This is a genomic window from Lactiplantibacillus herbarum, assembly GCF_001039045.1.
GTDB lineage: Bacteria > Bacillota > Bacilli > Lactobacillales > Lactobacillaceae > Lactiplantibacillus > Lactiplantibacillus herbarum.
On record NZ_LFEE01000005.1, the window covers coordinates 47,727 to 69,464 of the forward strand.

General features: G+C 44.1%; 23 protein-coding genes and 1 other annotated feature. Of the genes, 18 read left to right on the plus strand and 5 right to left on the minus strand.

What is annotated here, in order from left to right:
• Positions 1-142 precede the first annotated feature (142 nt).
• The 3 genes from ACG95_RS02130 to ACG95_RS02140 form a co-directional block, all read right to left on the minus strand.
• The gene (locus ACG95_RS02130) at positions 143-1,474 is read right to left on the minus strand and encodes a C1 family peptidase (protein ID WP_047998919.1); all 1,332 of its coding nucleotides are present in this window, start codon (positions 1,472-1,474) and stop codon (positions 143-145) included.
• A gap of 76 nt (positions 1,475-1,550) precedes the next feature.
• Positions 1,551-2,234 (minus strand): ribose-5-phosphate isomerase RpiA, encoded by a 684-nt coding sequence (gene rpiA / locus ACG95_RS02135; protein WP_047998920.1) that lies wholly within the window; start codon positions 2,232-2,234, stop codon positions 1,551-1,553.
• Positions 2,235-2,241: 7 nt separating this feature from the next.
• Positions 2,242-2,550, minus strand: coding sequence for a GNAT family N-acetyltransferase (locus tag ACG95_RS02140; protein ID WP_475003850.1), 309 nt, complete (start codon positions 2,548-2,550; stop codon positions 2,242-2,244).
• A gap of 126 nt (positions 2,551-2,676) precedes the next feature.
• On the opposite strand from ACG95_RS02140, the gene ACG95_RS02145 reads away from it, so the two are divergent.
• The 17 genes from ACG95_RS02145 to rplL all read left to right on the plus strand — a co-directional run bounded on the left by ACG95_RS02145 (position 2,677) and on the right by rplL (position 17,033).
• Positions 2,677-3,213 carry a dCTP deaminase/dUTPase family protein gene (locus ACG95_RS02145; protein WP_047998922.1) on the plus strand — a complete coding sequence of 179 codons (537 nt, stop codon included), beginning with the start codon at positions 2,677-2,679 and terminating at the stop codon, positions 3,211-3,213.
• Between the two features lie 157 nt (positions 3,214-3,370).
• Positions 3,371-4,747, plus strand: coding sequence for a DNA repair protein RadA (radA, locus tag ACG95_RS02150; RefSeq protein WP_047998923.1), 1,377 nt, complete (start codon positions 3,371-3,373; stop codon positions 4,745-4,747).
• Positions 4,748-4,768: 21 nt separating this feature from the next.
• Positions 4,769-5,917 (plus strand): PIN/TRAM domain-containing protein, encoded by a 1,149-nt coding sequence (locus ACG95_RS02155; RefSeq protein ID WP_047998924.1) that lies wholly within the window; start codon positions 4,769-4,771, stop codon positions 5,915-5,917.
• Positions 5,918-6,956: 1,039 nt separating this feature from the next.
• Positions 6,957-8,447, plus strand: a complete 1,491-nt coding sequence (gltX, locus tag ACG95_RS02160) for a glutamate--tRNA ligase (protein ID WP_047998925.1) — start codon at positions 6,957-6,959, stop codon at positions 8,445-8,447.
• Between the two features lie 267 nt (positions 8,448-8,714).
• Positions 8,715-10,130 carry a cysteine--tRNA ligase gene (gene cysS, locus ACG95_RS02165; RefSeq protein WP_047998926.1) on the plus strand — a complete coding sequence of 472 codons (1,416 nt, stop codon included), beginning with the start codon at positions 8,715-8,717 and terminating at the stop codon, positions 10,128-10,130.
• A 1-nt stretch (position 10,131) separates the two neighbouring features.
• Entirely contained in the window at positions 10,132-10,542 is a 411-nt protein-coding gene (locus ACG95_RS02170) for a Mini-ribonuclease 3 (RefSeq protein ID WP_047998927.1), read from the plus strand.
• Positions 10,532-11,305, plus strand: coding sequence for a 23S rRNA (guanosine(2251)-2'-O)-methyltransferase RlmB (gene rlmB, locus ACG95_RS02175; RefSeq protein ID WP_152668266.1), 774 nt, complete (start codon positions 10,532-10,534; stop codon positions 11,303-11,305). The genes ACG95_RS02170 and rlmB overlap by 11 nt, the downstream gene beginning before the upstream one ends.
• A gap of 1 nt (position 11,306) precedes the next feature.
• On the plus strand, positions 11,307-11,852 hold the full coding sequence (locus ACG95_RS02180; RefSeq protein ID WP_047998929.1) for a YacP-like NYN domain-containing protein: 546 nt from the start codon (positions 11,307-11,309) through the stop codon (positions 11,850-11,852).
• Between the two features lie 187 nt (positions 11,853-12,039).
• Positions 12,040-12,603 (plus strand): sigma-70 family RNA polymerase sigma factor, encoded by a 564-nt coding sequence (locus ACG95_RS02185; protein ID WP_237756426.1) that lies wholly within the window; start codon positions 12,040-12,042, stop codon positions 12,601-12,603.
• 61 nt (positions 12,604-12,664) lie between these two features.
• Positions 12,665-12,814, plus strand: coding sequence for a 50S ribosomal protein L33 (gene rpmG, locus ACG95_RS02190; protein ID WP_047998931.1), 150 nt, complete (start codon positions 12,665-12,667; stop codon positions 12,812-12,814).
• 11 nt (positions 12,815-12,825) lie between these two features.
• The gene (gene secE / locus ACG95_RS02195; protein ID WP_047998932.1) at positions 12,826-13,011 is read left to right on the plus strand and encodes a preprotein translocase subunit SecE; all 186 of its coding nucleotides are present in this window, start codon (positions 12,826-12,828) and stop codon (positions 13,009-13,011) included.
• A 107-nt stretch (positions 13,012-13,118) separates the two neighbouring features.
• Positions 13,119-13,667, plus strand: coding sequence for a transcription termination/antitermination protein NusG (nusG, locus tag ACG95_RS02200; protein ID WP_047998933.1), 549 nt, complete (start codon positions 13,119-13,121; stop codon positions 13,665-13,667).
• 34 nt (positions 13,668-13,701) lie between these two features.
• A complete protein-coding gene (locus ACG95_RS02205) occupies positions 13,702-14,589 on the plus strand; it encodes an alpha/beta hydrolase (RefSeq protein ID WP_047998934.1) in 888 nt (295 codons plus the stop codon).
• A 101-nt stretch (positions 14,590-14,690) separates the two neighbouring features.
• A complete protein-coding gene (gene rplK / locus ACG95_RS02210) occupies positions 14,691-15,116 on the plus strand; it encodes a 50S ribosomal protein L11 (protein WP_047998935.1) in 426 nt (141 codons plus the stop codon).
• Positions 15,117-15,217: 101 nt separating this feature from the next.
• Positions 15,218-15,907, plus strand: a complete 690-nt coding sequence (rplA, locus tag ACG95_RS02215) for a 50S ribosomal protein L1 (protein ID WP_047998936.1) — start codon at positions 15,218-15,220, stop codon at positions 15,905-15,907.
• Between the two features lie 55 nt (positions 15,908-15,962).
• Positions 15,963-16,076 (plus strand) — a sequence feature (ribosomal protein L10 leader region).
• A 31-nt stretch (positions 16,077-16,107) separates the two neighbouring features.
• On the plus strand, positions 16,108-16,611 hold the full coding sequence (gene rplJ, locus ACG95_RS02220; protein ID WP_047998937.1) for a 50S ribosomal protein L10: 504 nt from the start codon (positions 16,108-16,110) through the stop codon (positions 16,609-16,611).
• Positions 16,612-16,664: 53 nt separating this feature from the next.
• A complete protein-coding gene (gene rplL / locus ACG95_RS02225) occupies positions 16,665-17,033 on the plus strand; it encodes a 50S ribosomal protein L7/L12 (protein ID WP_047998938.1) in 369 nt (122 codons plus the stop codon).
• Positions 17,034-17,194: 161 nt separating this feature from the next.
• Here the strand turns inward: rplL and ACG95_RS02230 are convergent, their stop codons facing one another.
• Both ACG95_RS02230 and ACG95_RS02235 read right to left on the minus strand, forming a co-directional pair.
• Positions 17,195-18,175 (minus strand): DNA/RNA non-specific endonuclease, encoded by a 981-nt coding sequence (locus tag ACG95_RS02230; protein WP_047998939.1) that lies wholly within the window; start codon positions 18,173-18,175, stop codon positions 17,195-17,197.
• A 14-nt stretch (positions 18,176-18,189) separates the two neighbouring features.
• On the minus strand, positions 18,190-18,810 hold the full coding sequence (locus ACG95_RS02235; protein ID WP_047998940.1) for a sunset domain-containing protein: 621 nt from the start codon (positions 18,808-18,810) through the stop codon (positions 18,190-18,192).
• A gap of 244 nt (positions 18,811-19,054) precedes the next feature.
• On the opposite strand from ACG95_RS02235, the gene mprF reads away from it, so the two are divergent.
• Positions 19,055-21,658: a bifunctional lysylphosphatidylglycerol flippase/synthetase MprF gene (gene mprF / locus ACG95_RS02240; RefSeq protein WP_047998941.1), complete on the plus strand. Its 2,604-nt coding sequence runs from the start codon at positions 19,055-19,057 to the stop codon at positions 21,656-21,658.
• Positions 21,659-21,738 lie beyond the last annotated feature (80 nt).

A 21,738-nucleotide genomic window follows, 5' to 3' on the forward strand; every position in this document is an offset into this window, starting at 1 on the left:
ACTATTAAAATTAGTATGCAAAAGTGAATTGTACTTTTCCCCAGTCTAATAAACAAACTAAAAAGCGTTAGCCAAGTCAATCTCCCAAATGGAGTTGACCGGCTAACGCTTTTAATTTGTCTTTAGATTAAGCCTGGCTTAATTAAGCTAAGGCACCCATTGGATCCCAAGGGGCTAAGACAGTTGGTTCTTCAGCTTGTGCTGATTTGAGTTCGTCAGATAAGAATTCTTTGTTAACAACAACTTGGTAACAATATTCGTCCATCCAAGCGTCACTCATCACGAAAAAGCCCTTAGTTCCGACTTTATTGCCCCAGCTATTTTCAACCTTCCACTTGGTAGGTTGGCCGTTGACGATATCAACACCGGTAATAACCATGGCGTGAGTCATCATGCTTTCGCCGTAGTCCAAGCGTTCTGCTTTGGACATAGCTAAGTCGACGCTGAATAATTCATCTTTATTGTAAACGTCAGTTGCCATGACACCTTGTTGACGGTCGGATGATTGACCAACATCACAACCGAACCAGACACTTTGGCCAGCTTGAAGTTGCTTGATAGCGAGTTGTTTGAAATCAGCCATCGTGACGTTCAAATGCTTAACTTCGCGACCGCCAAGTACGTTACCTAGCATTTCAACGGTGTAAGTGTGGTTGTATGGTTTGTCGTCAGTTGGGGCATTGATAACTGAAACGTAGTCGTCTAAGTTCCAACCAATGTATTTTTCGAAGAAACTCTGTGGCGTTAAGTTCTGTTCGATGTGGTACTGCTTGTTATCATCGCGGTATTCCCAGTCAAAGTTAGAGACGGGTTCGCCAAATGCGTATGCCAACATGCGGTAGACTTCGTTCAACATCTTAGCCTTACGATCTTGGATGTCGTCTTCGCTAGTGCCAGCAGCAACTAGTTCGCGTAATTCAACGGCGTCTTTACGTAACTTTAAGTTCAACGTGCTGTTGATTTCAGCAGACTTTGAGCTGTTGTAAGTTTCAGGCATCACGCTCTTAGGAACGATACCGTACTTTTGAATGATGGCAACGAGCATATCCCATTGACCACCATCTTGTTGAGGCGTCGTCATCAACCAAGCAACTTTACGGCTGCTAGTTGGTTGGTCAGCCGTAGCTAAGACGTTTTCGTAGAAGTGGTTGGCTTTTTCAAACTTGTCCCAGAAGAACGTGTAGTTTTGTGAGAGTTCAAAGTGTTTCAAGTTGAACTTGTCAGCTAATGAATGCCGCATCGTGTTTAAAGCGGCGAACATCCAACAACGACCACTCTGCTTTTGGTTACCGACATCACCAGTATCCAAATCAATTGAAAATACGGGGGTTGTCTGGTTCATTGCTTGGATATCTTGACTACTTGCTAAAATACCATTCTTAGACACGCTGCGTTCGATAACTTTTGCTGCGGCGTGTTGGTCCAGATCTGCTTGGAAATTAGCGATCTGTGCCATACTGATTGCTTTACTCAAAAGATCACACTCCTTTAATCTAATTCTCATTGTATCGGTTTACGACTAACCCGGCAAGTTTTGGGCCGGATAAAAATTAAGGACGAGCTTCGATGACTTCTGGACCGTTGGCATGACCAACGATAATGGTGTTAACCATGTCCAGAAAGAGGCCGTGTTCGACAACCCCAACCATGTGAATGAGTTCTTCAGCGAGGTCGTGGGGGTCAGTGATGGGGTCAATGTGAAGGTCGATGATAATATTATTAGAATCGGTCCGGACTAATTCGCCATCAACTTTGCGGAAGACGGGATTGTAGCCGCGGGCGGCCATTTTCTCAAAGATGTGCTGGCTACCGTAAGGGATTACTTCAACGGGTAAGCCGAATGCGCCCAATTGATCAACGAGCTTACTCTCATCAACGATCCACATCACTTTGTCGGAGTTGATCGCTACGATTTTTTCGAACAGTAGGGCAGCACCGCCACCCTTAACGCCTTGAAAATCATTAGAAATTTCGTCAGCGCCATCGATGGTTAAGTCGAGGTGGTCGACTTCATCAACGGATTTCATTGGAATGCCAAGACTTTTTGCTTGGGCGGCAGTTCGGTCGGAAGTTGAAACCCCGACGATGTTTAAATGTTCTTTTTTGACTCGTTCACCGAGGGCGTCGACCATGAACTTAACGGTTGAACCGGTACCGAGACCGACTTGCATGCCATCATGAATATATTCAACGGCCTTTTGACCAACGAGTTGCTTTAACTGATCCTGATTCATATTTGAATTACTCCTTTGACTGGGTGTTAGTGACTAAGACGTCGGCTGCTTCGGGGTGTCGATCAAAGTAAGCCTTAGCGTAGGTGCAGAGCGGCTGAATTTGTTTGTGCTCAGCTCGGGCTGCTTCGATGACGGCGACGGTTAATTGACCGGCGATACCTTGATGACCAAAGTCATCGCGAACAAAAGTGTGTTCGATGACCCAAGTTTGCTCGTTATTGATGGCTGGGAAGGTAATTTCGCCAGCTAACTTGCCCTGATCATCATTAAAATAAAAACGGTGTGCTTCACGCGTGAATTCCATTGATTTCACCACCTTGTAAAGGGTTTTATATCTACCGTAATTAAACCGGTAAACGCTGGTTTTGTCAACGAAACCTCGCTAGTTAAAGTATGGTAAAATGTGGACACGAAATTAAAGCTTAGAAAGTAGGAATTAATCATGGCTCGGGGATTTGAAATTATCAGTCAATATGCACAAGCAGACTTACACGTACCATACCGAACAACGAAGAAAGCGGCCGGTTACGACTTTGAAGCTGCCGAAGATTTTACGTTACCTTCAATCTGGAAAATGAACTTTATCAAAGTGTTGTGGCAAATACATCATGGTGAAACTAGTACGGAAGCAGATTTGGATGCAGCTACCAAAGTTTTAAAACCATGGTTAGTCCCAACCGGGATCAAAGCGTTTATGAATGACGATGAATATTTAATGATTGCCAACCGGTCGAGTAATCCGTTAAAACGGAATCTAATCTTGCCAAATGGGATCGGCGTTATTGATGCTGATTACTACAATAATCCTAAGAACGAAGGGGCGATCTACGTCCAATTGATCAACATGGGGATTCGCGATGTGCACATCAAGAAGGGTGAACGAATTGCCCAAGGAATCTTCACGCAATATTTGACGGCAACTAACGAAGAAGATGTGACTACGACGCGTTCTGGTGGGTTTGGGTCAACTAATAAATAAAAATCGGTTAAACCTAGGATGATTTAACGGCTTTAACGATTAATAATGGTAAAATAAAGTTATGCTATTTTGCACTCGACTTGAATAATGATGCAATTTACGAAGATGATTGGTTCAGCGACCCGTCAGAATTAATTAAAAATGGAGGTCTGCTCACGTGGCAAAAGCTAAAACTCAGTTTGTCTGCTCAAACTGCGGGTATTCGTCACCGCGGTATTTGGGGCGTTGTCCTAACTGTGGCGAGTGGAACACGTTAGCCGAAGAACATTTTGACAGTAAGCCAGACCGAAAATCACGGGTCAGCTTTGCTGGCAAGACGGCTAAACCACAGCGTCTAAAAGAAGTTTCATTAACCAAGACACCACGGGTTAAGACGAAATTACAAGAATTTAACCGGGTACTTGGTGGCGGTGTCGTTCCAGGTTCATTAGTCTTAATTGGTGGAGATCCCGGAATTGGTAAGTCAACCTTGCTACTGCAAGTTTCAGGACAATTGGCTGAAACGGGTGGTGCGGTCTTGTACGTGACCGGTGAAGAAAGTGCGTCACAAGTCAAGATGCGTGCGGATCGCTTAGCAGTGGCGAGTGAAGACTTTTTCTTATATCCAGAAACGGATATGGCTAATATTCGCTCAACTATCGAATCGACGCATCCACAATTTGTGATCATTGATTCAGTCCAAACGATGCAGGAACCCGATATGGATTCTGCTATCGGATCAGTTTCACAGATTCGTGAAATTACGGCCGAATTACTGCAGATTGCTAAGACTAATGGCATTACAATCTTCATCGTTGGTCACGTGACTAAGGGCGGCGCAATTGCTGGGCCTAAGATTTTGGAACATATGGTGGATACGGTGCTGTACTTTGAAGGTGACCTACATCATACTTACCGGATTTTACGTGCAGTTAAAAACCGTTTTGGTTCGACGAATGAACTTGGAATCTTTGAGATGCGGACGGGTGGTCTGTATGAGGTTTCCAATCCATCAGAGATTTTCTTAGAAGAACGGCTGAAGGATGCAACGGGTTCCGCTATCGTGGTTTCGATGGAAGGGACGCGGCCGATTCTAGTCGAAGTTCAAGCCTTAGTCACTCCAACTGTTTTCGGTAATGCCAAACGGACGGCCAGTGGTTTGGATCACAACCGGGTCTCGTTGATTATGGCAGTATTGGAGAAGCGGGCGAGTCTGATGCTACAGAATCAGGATGCGTACTTGAAAGCAGCTGGTGGTGTTAAGTTGGATGAACCAGCGATTGACTTAGCCATTGCGGTCAGTGTCGCTTCCAGTTATCGGGACCAACAGACGCGGCCGAGTGACTGTTTTGTCGGTGAAGTCGGTTTGACGGGTGAAATTCGGCGGGTTAACCGAATCGAATCACGGGTCGGTGAAGCGGCCAAATTAGGTTTCAAACGAATCTTTATTCCAAAGAATAATCTGCAAGGCTGGGATATTCCGGATGGGATTGAAGTTATTGGGGTAGCGACCTTAAAGGAAGCTCTTCAATTAACGTTACAACAGCCAAATTAGATAAAAAAAGGGGCTGACGCCATGAAGAAGTTAACGGTGCGACTGGTATTCGTTGTCGTGGGGGGGACACTTGGATTAACCTACCTACCATATTTATGGGCAACGATTTTGTCGCAGCCAAATACATTGCTGAACAACGTCTTTACCAATTTCTTATTGGGAGCGTTAATTTTATGGATTCTTTCGCTGTTCTTAGCGAATGCTGCCGTACGATTAGTCGATCGGGTTGAAAAGAATTTATCGAAACAAAATCCGATGACGCTATTGTTTGGGAGTATCGGTTTTATTATTGGGTTATTGATCGCGGTTCTGATTTCGCAATTATTTAACCGCAGTCCATTATTCTTATTGAACACGATCGTCCCAATAATCTTAATGTTGTTCTTTGGTTACATCGGCGCTCGGGTGGGAACAACACGAATCGATGAATGGCGAAAAGTCTTTAATTTTCGTCGTCGTGAGAAGGAAAGTGACCCCGAGATTACGGATGCGCAACCGGATCGCAACTACCATCACTATAAGATCTTAGATACTAATATCTTAATTGATGGTCGAATCTATGATTTGATCAAGACTGGCTTTTTGGAAGGGACTTTGTTAGTTCCTAACTTCGTCCTCTACGAATTACAGTACATTGCGGATTCCGCTGACAGTATCAAACGGGTTCGTGGTCGCCGTGGTTTAGATATTTTGAACAAGTTACAAGATGAGAATATTATCCCAGTCGAGATGTACGAAGGGGACTTTGAAGACATTCCGGAAGTGGACAGTAAATTGATCCAACTAGCCAAGAAGGTCAACGGGGTCATCGTGACTAACGACTATAACTTGAACAAAGTTATCGAATTCCAGAACGTGCAAGTATTGAACATCAATCAACTTGCCAAATCTTTAAAACCACGGGTCATTCCTGGTGAAGAGATGAACGTGATGGTCGTCAAAAATGGTAGCGAACGCCAACAAGGGGTCGGCTATCTGGATGATGGGACGATGGTCGTTGTTGAAGACGGTAAGTTCTACATCAACGAAAAGGTTGACGTGGTCGTTACCAGTGCCTTACAGACGGATGCTGGTCGGATGATCTTTGCGCGTTTAGCACATGCTAACCGCGGTATTCCAGATCATACGGATGACAACAAACGCAGTAATAAAAACAACAATCGTAATTAATTAGGGTGAATTAAAGTTAACAGCTGGTGCGCGAATTCTGCGGACTGGGTGTTAGCTTTTTTTGTTGTAAAATCAAAATAGGCGTTCTGTTCCGCCTGCCGGGGTGCCCTGACAACGCTGGAACGTGGTGGGCATCGATTGAAGCTCACAGCCAAATTCGCTGCAATCTTCAATACGAGCCTTATCGTAACCCGGCCAACTACGCCGACTAACGATAATTTCACCACTGAGCGTTGTCAGGCACCCCTCTCGGCTAGATTTGATGTAAAACGTAACTTATGCTTTTACTATATTTAGGAGTGAGTGTTGAGGGCTGAATTGCGCATAATTGCGTATTTGGACAGTAGTGACTGGGGATAAACAAACTTTGCTTTGATTCTAAAGTTGAGTGAAAAATCTAGTTATCTAGGCAAAACTGATATTTAAAAGCAATCAAACAATGTTGCCATTGTTTCGACTTAGTTCGACAGTTAATATTAACTAACATTTAATACCCAATATAATTAAAACTCAGTAAGCTGGTAACTATTCGAGAAAGATAACTTAGCCGTGAGGGTGGTCCTGACCGCGCCCAGTGGTGAAATTATTCTTAATGAGTGTTTTTTGCTCATTTAGAATAAGGCTCGAATTTGAAATGACGCGGTGTTTGCGTTAGTTCAAATCGATGCCCACCATGTTCCGGCAGCGGTCGGGGCCACCCGGTAGGCGAGTAGACAGCACATGGATGGCAGTTGAATTATGCTGTCTTTTCTTTACTTCAGCGTGTTGCGCTGTGGTTTTTAGTTTTTCCTTGTAGTGGGAGTTAAATTAGAATGTCTAAGAACTAGCAGCATAATTATTTTAACCAACTCAATAAGTTAGATTCATCACGCAACGAAATCAAGCTCACATCTTAATTTTTAGTGATAAACATGGTAAACTGGAAAGGCAAGTGCGTGGGGGACGATTTTTGATACTAACGTGAGTTTGACTTAACTAAGTACAGACGATTTCCCAAATAAAACACTAGATGAAAAATACGAAAGAGGCGTTAATCACATTGGCAAAGAGCAAGATTCGTGTGCGTTACGCACCAAGTCCAACTGGCCATTTACACATTGGTAATGCGCGGACAGCATTGTTTAATTATTTATTTGCCCGTCACAATAAGGGTAAGTTCATTCTTCGGATCGAAGACACCGACTTAAAACGGAATGTTCAAGACGGTGAAAAGAGTCAGATGGATAATTTGGCTTGGTTAGGGATTGACTGGGATGAAGGTCCAGATATGGGTGGCGACTTTGGCCCATACCGGCAATCAGAACGGAAATCACTCTACGATCCATTGATCCAACAATTGATTGATGAAGGTAAGGCTTACGAATCTTACATGACGGAAGACGAATTGACTGCCCAACGCGATGCTCAAAAAGCACGTAAGGAAATGCCACATTACGTCTACGAATTTGCCGGCATGAGCGAAGATGAAAAACAGGCTAAGATTGCCGCAGCCAAAGAAGCTGGTATCCAACCTGTTATTCGGTTCCACGTCCCAGAAAACCAAACGTATGCTTGGGATGACATGGTTAAGGGTAAGGTTTCCTTTGAATCTAAGACTGTCGGTGGCGACTTCGTTATTAAGAAGCGCGATGGCATGCCTACTTACAACTTTGCCGTAGTTGTTGATGACCATTTGATGGAAATCAGCCACGTTTTCCGTGGGGATGACCACGTTGCCAATACGCCTAAACAATTGATGATCTACGAAGCCTTTGGTTGGGAAGCACCAAAATTCGGCCACATGAGCTTGATCATCAATACTGAAACTGGTAAAAAGTTAAGTAAACGTGATGAAACGGTGCTCCAATTCATCGAACAATATCGTGAACTAGGTTACTTACCAGAAGCTATGTTGAACTTCATTATCCTATTAGGCTGGTCACCAGTTGGCGAAAGTGAATTGTTCACTAAACGCGAATTCATCAAGATGTATGATGAAAAACGTTTGAGCAAGTCACCTGCTGCTTTTGATGGTAAGAAGCTGGAATGGGTCAACAACCAGTACATCAAGAAGTCTAATGAAAATGAAGTCTTTGCAATGTCAATTCGCCAATTGATCAAGGCTGGCCGTTTACCACAACGTCCAGACATGAACCAAATCGAATGGACGCGGACGTTAGTTTCATTATTCAAGAATCAGATGAGCTACACGGGTCAAATCGTTGAATTAGCAGACTTATTCTTCAATGGTCCCGCTGACATCAATGAAGAAGCCCAAGCAGAACTTGATAACGACACGGCATTACCTGTCTTACAAGAATTCCGCAAGCGGGTTGAAGCTATCGATGTCTTTGAAGCAACGACCATTCAAGCAACTATCAAGAGCATTCAACAAGATACTAAGATCAAGGGTCGCGCATTGTACATGCCAATCCGGATTGCGGTTTCTCACGAAATGCACGGTCCTGAATTACCAGAAACGATTGAATTATTAGGTCGCGAAACCACGATGAAGCATCTTGATGCGATGATCGCAGAACTCGCTAAATAAAGTTTAATTGTAAGCGTCGGTTGATGCACGAGTGCGGTAAACGTGACTTGTGAACAAGCGAAAGTGTGAAGACCATCAAAGTGATCAGGTCACTGTAACTCTAATTTTAGATGAACAGGTGACTGATAGTACTAGGTGATTTGATACACGGCGTCTTTTGTATGACGGAATGAAAGTTTCGTGATATGGGGGACGCTTTTTATTTACGGGGCGAACATGGTAAACTAACATCAAAGTAAGTGATTATTGAAAGGAGCAATGACCTGTATGCTAAATGTCTTTAATACGTTGACACGTCAAAAAGAACCGTTCAAACCAATTACTCCCGGCGTCGTGAAAATGTACGTCTGTGGACCAACCGTGTATAACTATATTCATATCGGGAACGCCCGCTCAGCGATTGCTTTTGATACGATTCGTCGGTATTTTGAATATCTAGGCTACCACGTTGATTACGTGTCTAACTTTACGGATGTCGATGACAAGTTGATTAAACGGGCTGCTGCGGATAATACCACGGTGCCAGCCATCGCTGATCGCTTTATTGAAGCGTTCATGGCTGATACGACGGCGATTAATATTGAACCGGCGACCGCACATCCCCGGGCTTCAGAGAACATTCCAGAAATTATTGCGTTTGTGCAGGACCTGATTACTAAGGGTTATGCTTATGAATCAGCTGGTGATGTCTACTACCGCGCACGCAAATTCAAAAAGTATGGTCAGTTATCTGATCAACGAATTGATGATCTCGAAGTCGGTGCTAGCCAGCATACGGCGGATGAAGAGACTAATCGTAAGGAAGATCCGATTGATTTTGCCTTGTGGAAGACGGCCAAACCTGGTGAAATCTCTTGGGATTCGCCTTGGGGAGCAGGGCGTCCCGGTTGGCATATCGAGTGTTCCGTAATGGCGACGAAGTACCTAGGTGAAACCATTGATATTCATGGTGGTGGTCAAGACCTAGAGTTCCCTCATCACGAGAATGAAATTGCCCAGAGTGAAGCTAAGACCGGTAAAACTTTTGCCCACTACTGGCTACACAATGGTTTTGTGACGGTCGGTGATGACAACGAGAAGATGAGCAAGTCACTGGGTAATTTTGTGACGGTTCACGACATTATCAAGCAGATCGACCCGCAGATTTTGCGGTTCTTTATGGCAACGACTCAGTATCGACGGCCCATCCAGTATACGCAAGGTAACTTGGATGAAGCGGCTAATAATTTGAGTAAGTTGCAAAACGCTTACCGTAACCTGACTTTCCGTTTAACGGATGCTGTGGCGGGTACGGACGAAGCGGTCATGGCACAATTAGAGACATTGAAGATGAGCTTTGTGACCGCAATGAATGATGATTTCAACGTTCAAAACGGGATTGCGGCGGTTTACGAATTAGCTAAACTGGCTAACGTCTATGCGGCGCAGACGGAAGTTCAAGCAGCAACGTTGACTACTTTACGAGATACCTTGGTGACTTTAGCTAGTGTCTTTGGCGTTGAGTTTGATGAAGCAGCCAACAATGAGTTAGCTGATGCCGATATCCAAGCCTTGATCGATGAGCGAGAAGCAGCGCGTCAGGCCAAAGATTTTGCTAAGTCTGACCAGATTCGCGACGATCTGAAGGCTCAGGGGATTATCCTTGAAGATACGCCTCAGGGTGTCCGATTTAGAAAGGAATAATATGCAAGTTGATTATATGCAGTTAAACGGTATTGCACTCGCCTATTTAGGTGACGCGGTGTACGAACCGTTTATTCGCCAACATTTAATAGAACAAGGTTTTACGAAAGCAACGAAGCTACACCACCACGCAACGCACTACGTTTCAGCAAAGGCTCAGGCTGCGTTGATCGAACGGATGCAGGTTGAAGATATTATGACACCAGCCGAGGTCGACGTGTTCAAACGCGGCCGTAACGCTAAGAGTCATACGTCAGCCAAACATACGGACGTTGTGACGTACCGGATCTCGACTGGATTTGAAGCCGTCTTTGGTTACTTACAACTGACAGCACAGACGGAACGGATTGCGGAACTTGCACATTGGTGCATTGAACAAGTTGATGAAGGGAGGGTTTCCAATGTTAAATAATAATGATGAACAAAACCAAGAAACAGCTGACTTTGTGATTGGCCGTCATCCAGCGATGGCAGCCATCAAGAGTGAGCAACAGATCAATAAGGTCTTTATCCAGAGTGGCTTGCAAGCGGATGTTTTAAATGATATCGCTAAGATTGCTAAGAAACGTAATTTGATCGTCCAATTTGTCCCTAAGCAAAAGCTGGATCGCTTAACTGACAACGCCAACCATCAGGGGGTCGCTGTCGGGGTTGCTGCGTTTGAATACGCATCAATTGAAGACTTATTTGAAGTGGCTAAGGCCAAGGATGAAGCCCCATTTTTCCTGATCCTAGATAATATTGAAGATCCTCATAACTTAGGGTCAATCATGCGGACTGCGGATGCAGCTGGGGTTCACGGGATTATTATTCCTAAACGTCGGGCCGTTGGGTTAACTAGTACGGTGGCCAAGACCTCGACCGGTGCAATTGAACACGTTAAGGTAGCTCGCGTCACTAACCTAGTACAAACGGTCAAACAGTTGCAGGAAGCTGGTCTGTGGATCTTCGGAACCGACATGAACGGAAATGATTATCGCCAGTGGGATGCGTCGAGTGCCGTTGGCTTGATCATTGGTAATGAGGGTAAGGGGATTTCACCATTACTCAAAAAAGGTGTCGATGAGATGTTGACGATTCCGATGATTGGTCACGTGCAGAGTTTGAATGCGAGTGTTGCGGCTAGTCTGTTGATCTATCAAGGCTATACATCACGGCATCCACTAGGAAAATAATATGAAACAACAATTATTGATTGTCGATGCATATAATATGATTGGTAATTGGCCAGAACTGGATCATTTGAAACAGACTGGTCGGTTGCCACAAGCTCGTGAAGAGTTATTAGACATGTTGACAGAATATAAAAAAATTACGGGTCTAAATATCAGTGTCGTTTTTGACGCGATGTACGTTCCCGGTAATTCTAAAAGTTATCGGCAGGCTGATCTGGAAGTCATCTGGACGAGTAAGAATCAGACGGCTGATAGTTATATTGAAAAGTACGCTGCTGAAAAGCAGTCACGGGTGCTACAAGTGACCGTGGCTACGAGTGATCAGGCCGAGCAGTGGGTCATTTTCTCAGAGGGCGCACTGCGAGTACCCGCTTTGGAAATGCGTAAACGCGTGCACTCAGCTCTGAAGGAAGTTCGGCACACGGCCGTTCGGAGTCAAGATCGTGGTGCGGTTCGGAAGTCACCATGGGATGAAACTCAGTTGACGGCATTGGACCAGTATCGCCAGCAGTTAGAACGCGACCATGTTAAACATCATCATAAGTAGTTATTAATAATAATCGGTAATGATTAGTTGCTAAGTTAATAGTCAGATATGTCGTAATTAGTCGTGCTAATTACGGCTAAAAACAAAAACATTCGTTCGCTTGATCATCCTCAAAACGCCGCGTATATTGTGATTACAGATGCTTCGGGGTGCGGTTTCTGAAAACAACAGGAACGAGGGATGTCCTTTGAACGAATCGCAATTGATCGCTTTAGCAGCACAAGGTGAAGATGCAAGTATTGCTCGTTTAGCTGACCAGTACATGCCGGTGGTTTTGAAATTGCGCCACCAGTACTATATCCGTAATTTTGATGAGGATGATTGGATGCAGGAAGCCCGCATTGCGATTCATCGAGCCGCACAACAGTATCAGCAGGCACGTGCTTGCAGTTTTGGTGCGTACTACCGATTATTATTGAATAACCAGATCATTGATCAGATTCGCCGGACACAGGCTCGCAAACGTTGCCCTGAAGGTGAGGTTCTTTCTCTGAACGTTACTGATGAAGAAACGTTAGGCGAGGTACGCATGGTCCCAGTCTCAACGTTGGATGTCATTACGGTTCGTGAACAGGTCGTTGCCTTTGGTGAGATCTGTTCATATTTTGAGGGCCAGGTCTTTGCCGCGCTACTGGCTGGTCACTCGCCAGAGTTGATTGCCAGGACGTTACAGGTCGAGATTGGACCCGTGGCGAATGCCGTGGATCGTTGTCGAAAAAAGTTACGACAAGTCCTAATGGTACCTGCTTGAAATTGACATTCTAAAAGTTCCATGCTAATCTTAAACGTGAATTATTATGGAGGTTTTGTCGATGGCACAGAAAAAAGTTGCGCTGGCATGTACCGTTTGTGGTTCTCGAAACTACACGATCGATGCCAACCCAAATCGAACTGACCGCTTAGAAGTTAAAAAGTTTTGTAAATATTGTGGTACACACACACTTCATCGTGAAACGCGGTAGGAGGATTGAACATGCGCTTATTTAAATTCTTCGGTCAAGTTGGTCATGAAATGAAAAAAGTGACTTGGCCAACCTGGGCAGAAAATCGCCGGGATTCATGGACAGTGGTTTCAACATCACTATTCTTCGTGGCGTTCTTCGCTTTATTTGATTGGATTATCCAATTATTATTACAAATGTTAACTAGCTGGCATTAATGGTTTTTTGACCAATAATTTGTTATACTAGTGACATTGCAAGAAAACTTCGTGTGAGCGAGGTTTTTTTATTTTACTCAAAAAGACAGTTTTAAAGGAGAAAAATGATGGTCGAGTCTGTTGAAAAAAGATGGTATGTCTTACATACCTACGCTGGTTACGAAAACAAGGTTAGTTCAAACTTGGAATCCCGAATCCAATCTATGGGAATGGAAGATAATATTTTCCGGGTCGTTGTTCCCGAAGAAGAAGCCCATGAAGTTAAGAATGGGAAAGACAAAGTTGAAATGAAGAAGATCTTCCCTGGATACGTCTTAGTTGAAATGGTCATGACTGATCAAGCTTGGTACATCGTTCGTAATACACCAGGAGTAACTGGTTTCTTAGGTTCACATGGACAAGGTAGTAAACCAACGCCACTATTGCCTGAAGAAGCAGAACAGATCCTTCACCAAATCGGGATGAGTGCTCGTCACGCCGAACTTAATGTTGAAGTTGGCGAACATGTCACCATTATTGATGGTGCCTTCTCTGGTCTTTCTGGTGAAATTACAGAAATTGACAACGAAAAGATGAAGTTAAAAGTTAATATCAACATGTTTGGTCGTGAAACGAGTACTGAATTAGACTTTGATCAAGTTGACCAGATTATCTAGGCAAATCTTAAATTAAGTAAGCTGGTGGGTCACCTTGGCAGAATGGATTTTAGTTATCATCGGGTTTTTAATCGTTGGTATCTTAGGACGAATTGGGTATAAGTTCTGGCAGTATGGGCGGCCACAGCACCTAAAAAAAGATGAAGTGGCCAGAACTGCGGATGACAGTGCGGTAACGTTGTTTATTCCCGGTTACGCGGGTAATCGCTTTTCCTTTGGTGGCATGTTACAACGCTTTGTAACGAGTGGGATTGCCAATAAATCATTAGTTGTGATGATTGATCGGCATAACCACCCGCACGTCACGGGGCATTTAGATCCGTACCGGCCAATGGTACAGTTGGTTTTCGCAACACCCCGCGTGGCAGTTCGTAAGCAAGCTGCGGGTGTCTTAGCTGTTGTCCAGTACTTGATGGCTCACGAACACGTCCAGACGATGAATCTGGTCGCACACTCGATGGGTGGGGTGGTCCTGTTTCAATATTTGACTACCGCGGCAAAATTAGTCAATTTACCAGAGGTGCGCAAGGTAGTTACAATCGGTGCGCCGTTTAATGATAGTGAGGTCGGGCAGAATACTTACCCGATTGAGAATCATCCACTAACGGCAAGTGGGCCTACTAAAACAACACCAGTATATAATTATTTTTTGCGCACCTTGCAGCGATTGCCCAATACGATTACTTACTTGAATATTGCAGGCAACATTGGTGATGATGCGCAGAGTGATGGTGCGGTTGCACTAAACAGCGCGTTATCGTTGAGATTCTTATTACGACCAGTGATTGATCAGTATCAAGAATTTGTGGTCCATGGTAAGAATGCCCGGCATTCACGATTGCACGAGAATTACGAAGTTGATCGCCAAATTGTTCAATTTCTATATTCGGATCAGTCAAAAGTAGTTGCTGGTGAAAAATAGATATGTTACAATGACAATCGTGCGTCACGTATGCACGTTCACGTGGGAGGAGTTAAAACTCAACTCCATTTACCACATCACGGACTAAGGAGGAATGTCTCGTGGCTAAAAAAGTAGCTAACGTTGTTAAATTACAAATTCCTGCGGGCAAGGCAACACCAGCTCCACCAGTTGGCCCAGCATTGGGTCAAGCAGGTATCAATATCATGGGTTTCACAAAGGATTTCAATGCACGTACTGCTGACCAAGCAGGTATGCTTATTCCCGTTGTGATCACAGTGTATGAGGATCGTTCATTCGATTTCATCACTAAGACTCCACCTGCTGCCGTTCTTTTAAAGAAAGCTGCCGGTGTTGAACATGGTTCTGGCGAACCTAACACGAAAAAGGTTGCAACTGTAACCAAAGATCAAGTTAAGCAAATCGCCGAAACTAAAATGCAAGATCTAAACGCAGCTGACGTTGAAGCAGCTATGCGCATGATCGAAGGTACTGCTCGTAGTATGGGATTCACCGTCGAAGGCTAATTTCAGTACTGTTGAGTATGTCGGACACTTCATCAAAATGAATGTGTCAAGTGGGAGGAAATCTCCGTTTGAACCACATTTGCAAGGAGGAAAACACTTAGATGGCAAAGAAAAGTAAACAATACCAAGAAGCCGCTAAGCTAGTTGATCGTGACAAAGCTTACGATGTAACTGAAGCGGTAGACTTGGTTAAAAAAATGAATTTCGCAAAGTTTGATGCAACGGTTGAAGTTGCATTTAACTTAAACGTTGATACAAAGCAAGCCGACCAACAACTTCGTGGCGCGGTTGTCCTTCCTAACGGTACCGGTAAAGATCAAACCGTTGTCGTTTTTGCTAAGGGTGACAAAGCTAAAGAAGCTGAAGCAGCCGGTGCTGACTTTGTTGGTGAAGCTGACCTTGTTCAGAAAATCCAAGACGGTTGGTTAGACTTTGATGTCGCTATCGCAACTCCTGACATGATGGCCCAAGTTGGTCGTTTAGGTCGGGTACTTGGTCCTAAAGGGTTAATGCCTAACCCTAAGACTGGTACTGTTACGATGGACGTTACTAAAGCCGTTAACGATTCAAAAGCTGGTAAGGTGACTTACCGGACTGATCGTGATGGTAACGTGCACGTTCCTGTTGGTAAGGTATCATTTGATACTGACAAGTTAGTTGGTAACTTCAAGACCATTGAAGACACCATCGTTAAAGCTCGTCCAGCCTCAGTACGTGGGACTTACGTTCAAAACTTAGTTGTTACTTCAACCTTTACCCCAGCGGTACGTGTTGACTTAGCATCATTCTAAGGATTGACATTTAAAAACAATTGACCCCGTGGGTGATCTGTGATAGATTACTAGAGGTTAAGTAATATCTCTACCTAAGACTCAGGTGGCTTTACGGCCTTAATCTACCTGCCGAGGACATTGTTTCTTCTCTATGTCTTGGTGGACATAGGGATTTTTTTATAAATCCCTAGAACCAAAATTCTGGGAGGTGAAACTATATGAGTAAAGAAACTGTTGCTGTTAAAGCACAAGAAGTCGAAGAAGTTGCAGAACAATTGAAGAACGCCGTATCAGCTATTGTTGTTGATTATCGTGGTTTGACTGTTGAACAAGTAACTGATTTACGTAAGCAATTACGTGAAGCCGGTGTTAAGATGCGTGTTATCAAGAATAAAATCATGGTACGTGCAGCTGACAAAGCTGGTTACGAAGACTTAAAATCTGTTTTCTCTGGCCCAACTGCCGTTGCCTTCTCTGAAGAAGACCCAGTTGCTCCAGCCAAAATCTTGGCTAACTTCGCAAAGACTGCTGAAGCCCTTGAATTAAAGGGTGGTGTGATCGAAGGTAAAGTTGCTGATCTTGCTACTGTTCAAGAATACGCTACTATGCCATCACGTGAAGAATTATTGGCTACGATTGCTAACATGTTACAATCACCAGTTCGTAACGTTGCATACGCTGTTAAGGCGATTGCTGAAAAAGGCGACGAAGACGCAGCTTAGGCTGTCGGTGTAAAAAATAAAACTTATTTCCCATAAAATGGAGGAACTCAAAAATGGCTTTTGAAAAAGATACTATTATTGCTTCATTAAAAGAAGCTTCAATCTCAGATTTAAACGACTTAGTTAAGGCTATCGAAGAAGAATTCGATGTCTCAGCTTCAGCTCCTGTTGCTGCTGCTGGTGCTGCTGGTGCCGATGCTGGTGCTGCAAAGGATTCATACGATGTTGAATTAACTGAATCTGGCGACCAAAAGGTTAAGGCTATTAAGGCCGTTCGCGATATCACTGGTCTTGGCTTGAAAGATGCTAAAGCTCTTGTTGATAACGTACCTTCAATGGTTAAAGAAGGCGTTTCAGAAGACGAAGCCAACGACATCAAGGCTAAAATTGAAGAAGTTGGTGGTGTCGTTACCCTTAAGTAGTAACCTACTTAACGGAACGTCATCCGAACACTCATCCCGTACTTGTATGGGGTGGGTGTTTTTTTGTATGAAAAATCTGACTTATTTGGAAACCAAAAGCACACGACTACGGGAGTTTTAGTCCGCGGCCGTGTGCTTTTTGAGTTGTGTGATTTTAATTATTAGTTACTTACAGTACTCGTTCCATCCTGGTAGTTCAGAGTCATTCCAGGTTGAATGTTGAAGATGTAGACATTGAAGCTGACATCATTGTTTCCGATTGACTGAGCACGCATTTGCACACCACGTGCTAACAATTCGTTACCTTTGAAAACTGGATTGACTTGGTAGCGAACGTAATGTTTAGGACTAGCTTTTAAATAGTCCGCAACTTGGTTTTCGTAAGTGGTCATTTCAGGGTCATTTAGCGTACGAGTTCCAGTGACTAAGTTCTTGATATTATTGTTTTGCCCCGTTAATTGATAACCAATCAGATGGCTTCGATTATACAACCAGCCGCTGGCAATGCGTTTGTTGTGCCAACCAGTGGGCTGAACATTAAGCGCTGTACGTTCACTTTTCGGCATTAAGGATTGGCTCAGTAGTGCGTTCGCTGTGGTGACACGGTTTAACTGGTCAAGGTTACCATATGTTTGCCAAGCGCCTTTGTCAGTTTTAAGTTCATCACTACTAAAAGCTGGCTGATTGTTATTAATCGTAATCGTTTGTTGCGTCGTGTACTTTTGATTGGCTAACGCTGTGTTACTTGGGTTACTACCGTTACTGATTTCAGTAGTGGCAGTAGTCTTAGTTGCGCCATCAGTCTGATTTTGTTTCTTTAATTTTTCAGTACTGGATTGCTGTTCTGCCAAGGACTTGGCGTCGGCTTTTAAACTACTAGCAGATTCTGAATTAGCACTTTGTAGTTTTGCAAGTTTTGAATCATTGTCAGCCGTTACTAGGTGTGTCGTCGTAACCGTTTTAGTCTTGACCGTTGGAGATGACGAGCTATTACTACCAATCATGTTCAGACTAACTAGCAATAGGATGACTGCGGGCCAGCTGTGACGCCACCACTGTTTGCCGCGGTAGTGCTTGTGATGAAATAGGCGCCAACACCAGTAGATGGTGGCGATTAGTATAATTAAACCGATGATATCCATAATTTCCTCCGAGTTTAGCGTTGTGACTTACGGTAGCCAGCAGCCTGAGCTTCTGCTTCCGTACTGAAATATACGACGTTTTTACCGGCCATCTGATAATTATGACCCGTTTCGACGTGATAGATCTTAGAACGTAGATTACCGACAATTCGGCCAGTCTGAGCCGTATCGGTATCACCAGAAAAATTATTCTGCCGACTGGTATTCGCACTACTGGTTTGAGTTTGGCTAGCTTCTGCTGCGGCTGAGCTGGCTGATGAAGCAGCTTTTGAACTAGCTTTAGCTTGTGAGCGTGATTGGGCTGCAGCGCTTGACGAGGCAGCCTGTGACGATGATTCCTGTTCGGCGACTGAACTCTCATGACTACTGCTGAGTTGCTCTGACTGCGAGCTGGCTTGATTCGTGGCTTCATCCAGAACCTTAGCCGAAGAACTCAGCCGTTTTGCGGAAGCAGCATTGGCACGACTACTTGCTTTGGCCTGAGCCCAAGCTGTTTTGTTAGCCGCAGTTCGTTTATCAACGCGGACCGTCTTGGTTTGAACCGTGTCGTGATCAGAACTTTTAGTTGTCGTCGTACAACCGGTTAAAATAAGTAGACTGGTTAAAGTGACCAGTATTCTTTTAGCATGATGCATAAGTATTTCCTCCTAAAATAGATACTTGATACATTATACAAGAGTGGAAAACGTGGGTAAAGAAAATTTTAAAATTTGTGTGTTATTCAGTGTATTAGTTAGTTATACCCGTTGTAGCTTATGTTTCAGTAATTATTTAGTGATGGAGATACTTTAGGAAACAATCAAACTTCCTGTAACGGTTGTATAAACATCATAAGATTGCGATAATGAGAACAAACACACGAGTATGGGGGAATTATTTTTGAAGGCAACGTTACAGAAAATGGGGGCGGCCATAAATAAGCGCATGGGGATTATTAAGGCGCTATTTGTGTTTTCAGTCCTGTTGTTTGTGATTACGGAAGTCGGAAAAATCGCGAAGGAAGTCAGTGGTGAACAGTTAGGTAGTGCCCTAGCTTCACAGAGTTGGTGGCACCTGCTTAGTATGGTCGTCATTGGGATTATTGCGGTAATGCCGATGCTGACATACGATGTCATGATCACGAAATTTTTGCCGGATCACTATTCGTTAGGCTATATCTTCAAAGCTGGTTGGATCACGAATACGTTCACGAATATTGGCGGCTTTGGCGGCGTACTAGGCGCTTCGTTACGGGCCAATTTCTATAATCGCCGGGCTAGTAAAAAGCAGATTGTCTTTGCAATCTCTAAAATTGCCTTATTTCTAGTTTCTGGTTTGTCACTCTACTGTATGATTTCGCTAGTCTTGGTCTATGGCTTTGGTATTGGCCAAATGTACGGCAGTTATTGGATTTGGCTCGTTGGTGGCGCCCTTTATTTTCCAGCGATTTTTATCTTTACACGGGTTAACGATTCGGAGTTTTTTGAAGGCTTAACGTTGGGTAACGTTGTCCGTTTGCTAAGTGGCTCGTTTGGTGAATGGACTGGCTGTGTCCTCTTCTTCCTACTAATTGGGAACTTTATGGGCTTACCGATTGATTTTGCTGCCGTAGTACCACTGTTCGTGATTGCCTCAGTCGTTGGGGAAGTTTCAATGGTGCCCGGGGGAATCGGCTCGTTCGACGTCTTTATGATCTTTGGCCTAGGTGCCGTTGGGGTTTCGAGACCGGACGCGGTTGCTTGGCTGTTATTTTACCGATTATTCTATTACATCATTCCGTTTGCCATTGGGTTGGCACTCTTTATCCACGATACTGGTCACCGCTTTAACGTTCATTTAGAGGGGCTACCGAAGCAAGCCCTACAACGTTTTGCACAAATGACGTTGACGGTCTTCCTGTATTTTTCTGGATTTTTGATGTTGTTGATGTCGACCGTGCCAAACTTTGCGTATAATAACAAAATCTTTCTACAGTTTTATCCGTACACCTTCTTTTTCATCAATCAAGCCAGTAATATTATGATGGCCTTTCTACTGATTGGTGCTGCATTGGGAACCGCTGGTCGGGTTAAAAAGGCATTTTGGCCCACGGTGGTAGTGCTGCTGATTGCAATCCTAAATACGATACGGTGGTTAGTCGTTTACGATGCCATCTCACTGAAGTTCATCATCTTCTTGGTGATTGTTTTAGCGATTGTCGCGTTATCGCGTCGTGCCTATTATCGGGAGCGTTTGTCGCTATCCTGGGGGCAAGCGCTATGGGTGAGCTGTGTCTACGTTGTGACTTTCATTCTGTATACGATTGTCGGTGTCTATAACGCGCCTCAGATTCATCACCGGCATGCGATCCCATCAGCGTTATTTTTCCCATCGCAGAAGCTATGGTTCTTCGGGGTTGTTGGGCTAGTGTTAGCCGCGATGATTCTACTATTAATGTATCGCTACTTTGCGACTGGCCATAATGAACGGCTACGACAGACGATGGCTGCGGACCGGGTTCGCCACGTTATCGCTACCTATGGCGGTAATGAGATTTCACATCTAGCTTATTTAAACGATAAACTAGCCTATTACTATCAGGTTGACGGTGAAGATCAGGTCGTCTTTCTTTACCAACAAAAAGCAGATAAACTGATTATTATGGGTGAACCATTTGGTAACCAGGCCTACTTACAGGCTAGTTTGGAACAATTTATGGATGACGCTGACAGTGACGGTTGTTCGCTGGTCTTCTATGAAATCAGTGAAACACTGACGATGCGGTTACACGAAATGGGCTTTGATTTCATCAAGACGGGTGAAGAGGGCCACGTTAAGTTAGCTGACTTCAGTTTAGCTGGTAAGCGGCTACGTGGTGAACGCGCCCTGATGAATAAGTTCAGTCGGGACAATTATCAATTTGAACTCCTGCAACCGCCATTTACGGCTGAAGTGATGGCTGAATTGCGAGCAGTCTCTGACAGTTGGTTAGCGGGCGAAACGGAGAAGGGCTTTTCACTTGGATTCTTTGACGAATACTATTTGAATCAGGCGCCCGTTGCAGTTGTTTATAATCCTGAACATCAGATTGTTGCGTTTGCTAATGTGATGCCACAAGGGAATGACCAGACGACTTCGATTGATCTGATGCGTTCCAGTACGGAAGCTCCGTCCGGAATCATGGATACGGTCTTCGTACATTTATTTGAGCAGGCACGCGAACAGGGCTACAGCTATTTCAATATGGGGATGGCGCCGTTGTCCGGTGTTGGGGTGTCACGCTATAGTTTTATTCAGGAGAAAATGGCGCATTTGATTTACGAATACGGCTATCAGTTGTATGGGTTCCAGGGGTTACGTTCGTACAAAGAGAAGTACGTGACTGATTGGGAACCGAAGTACATTGCTTATCGCAAACGTAATTCGCTGATTTTCACCATCCTGCAGCTGTTACAAGTGGTCAATACGCGGGTGCATAAAGCTGAGGGTCACCGAGCACTGTGGTTATTTAAACGAGATAAATAAAAGCTAAACAGTCCGTTGCAATTTAAGCTTGCGGCGGACTGTTTTAATACATAAAGGTTGAAAGTTAATTATTCAATGAA

Coding starts and splice junctions, on each gene's coding strand:
- rpiA (WP_047998920.1), bottom strand. CDS start 2,234: ATGAATCAGGATCAGTTAAAGCAACTCGTTGGTCAAAAGGCCGTTGAA.
- ACG95_RS02145 (WP_047998922.1), top strand. CDS start 2,677: ATGGCTCGGGGATTTGAAATTATCAGTCAATATGCACAAGCAGACTTA.
- ACG95_RS02155 (WP_047998924.1), top strand. CDS start 4,769: ATGAAGAAGTTAACGGTGCGACTGGTATTCGTTGTCGTGGGGGGGACA.
- cysS (WP_047998926.1), top strand. CDS start 8,715: ATGCTAAATGTCTTTAATACGTTGACACGTCAAAAAGAACCGTTCAAA.
- ACG95_RS02170 (WP_047998927.1), top strand. CDS start 10,132: ATGCAAGTTGATTATATGCAGTTAAACGGTATTGCACTCGCCTATTTA.
- rlmB (WP_152668266.1), top strand. CDS start 10,532: ATGTTAAATAATAATGATGAACAAAACCAAGAAACAGCTGACTTTGTG.
- ACG95_RS02180 (WP_047998929.1), top strand. CDS start 11,307: ATGAAACAACAATTATTGATTGTCGATGCATATAATATGATTGGTAAT.
- rpmG (WP_047998931.1), top strand. CDS start 12,665: ATGGCACAGAAAAAAGTTGCGCTGGCATGTACCGTTTGTGGTTCTCGA.
- secE (WP_047998932.1), top strand. CDS start 12,826: ATGCGCTTATTTAAATTCTTCGGTCAAGTTGGTCATGAAATGAAAAAA.
- nusG (WP_047998933.1), top strand. CDS start 13,119: ATGGTCGAGTCTGTTGAAAAAAGATGGTATGTCTTACATACCTACGCT.
- rplA (WP_047998936.1), top strand. CDS start 15,218: ATGGCAAAGAAAAGTAAACAATACCAAGAAGCCGCTAAGCTAGTTGAT.
- rplJ (WP_047998937.1), top strand. CDS start 16,108: ATGAGTAAAGAAACTGTTGCTGTTAAAGCACAAGAAGTCGAAGAAGTT.
- rplL (WP_047998938.1), top strand. CDS start 16,665: ATGGCTTTTGAAAAAGATACTATTATTGCTTCATTAAAAGAAGCTTCA.
- ACG95_RS02230 (WP_047998939.1), bottom strand. CDS start 18,175: ATGGATATCATCGGTTTAATTATACTAATCGCCACCATCTACTGGTGT.
- ACG95_RS02235 (WP_047998940.1), bottom strand. CDS start 18,810: ATGCATCATGCTAAAAGAATACTGGTCACTTTAACCAGTCTACTTATT.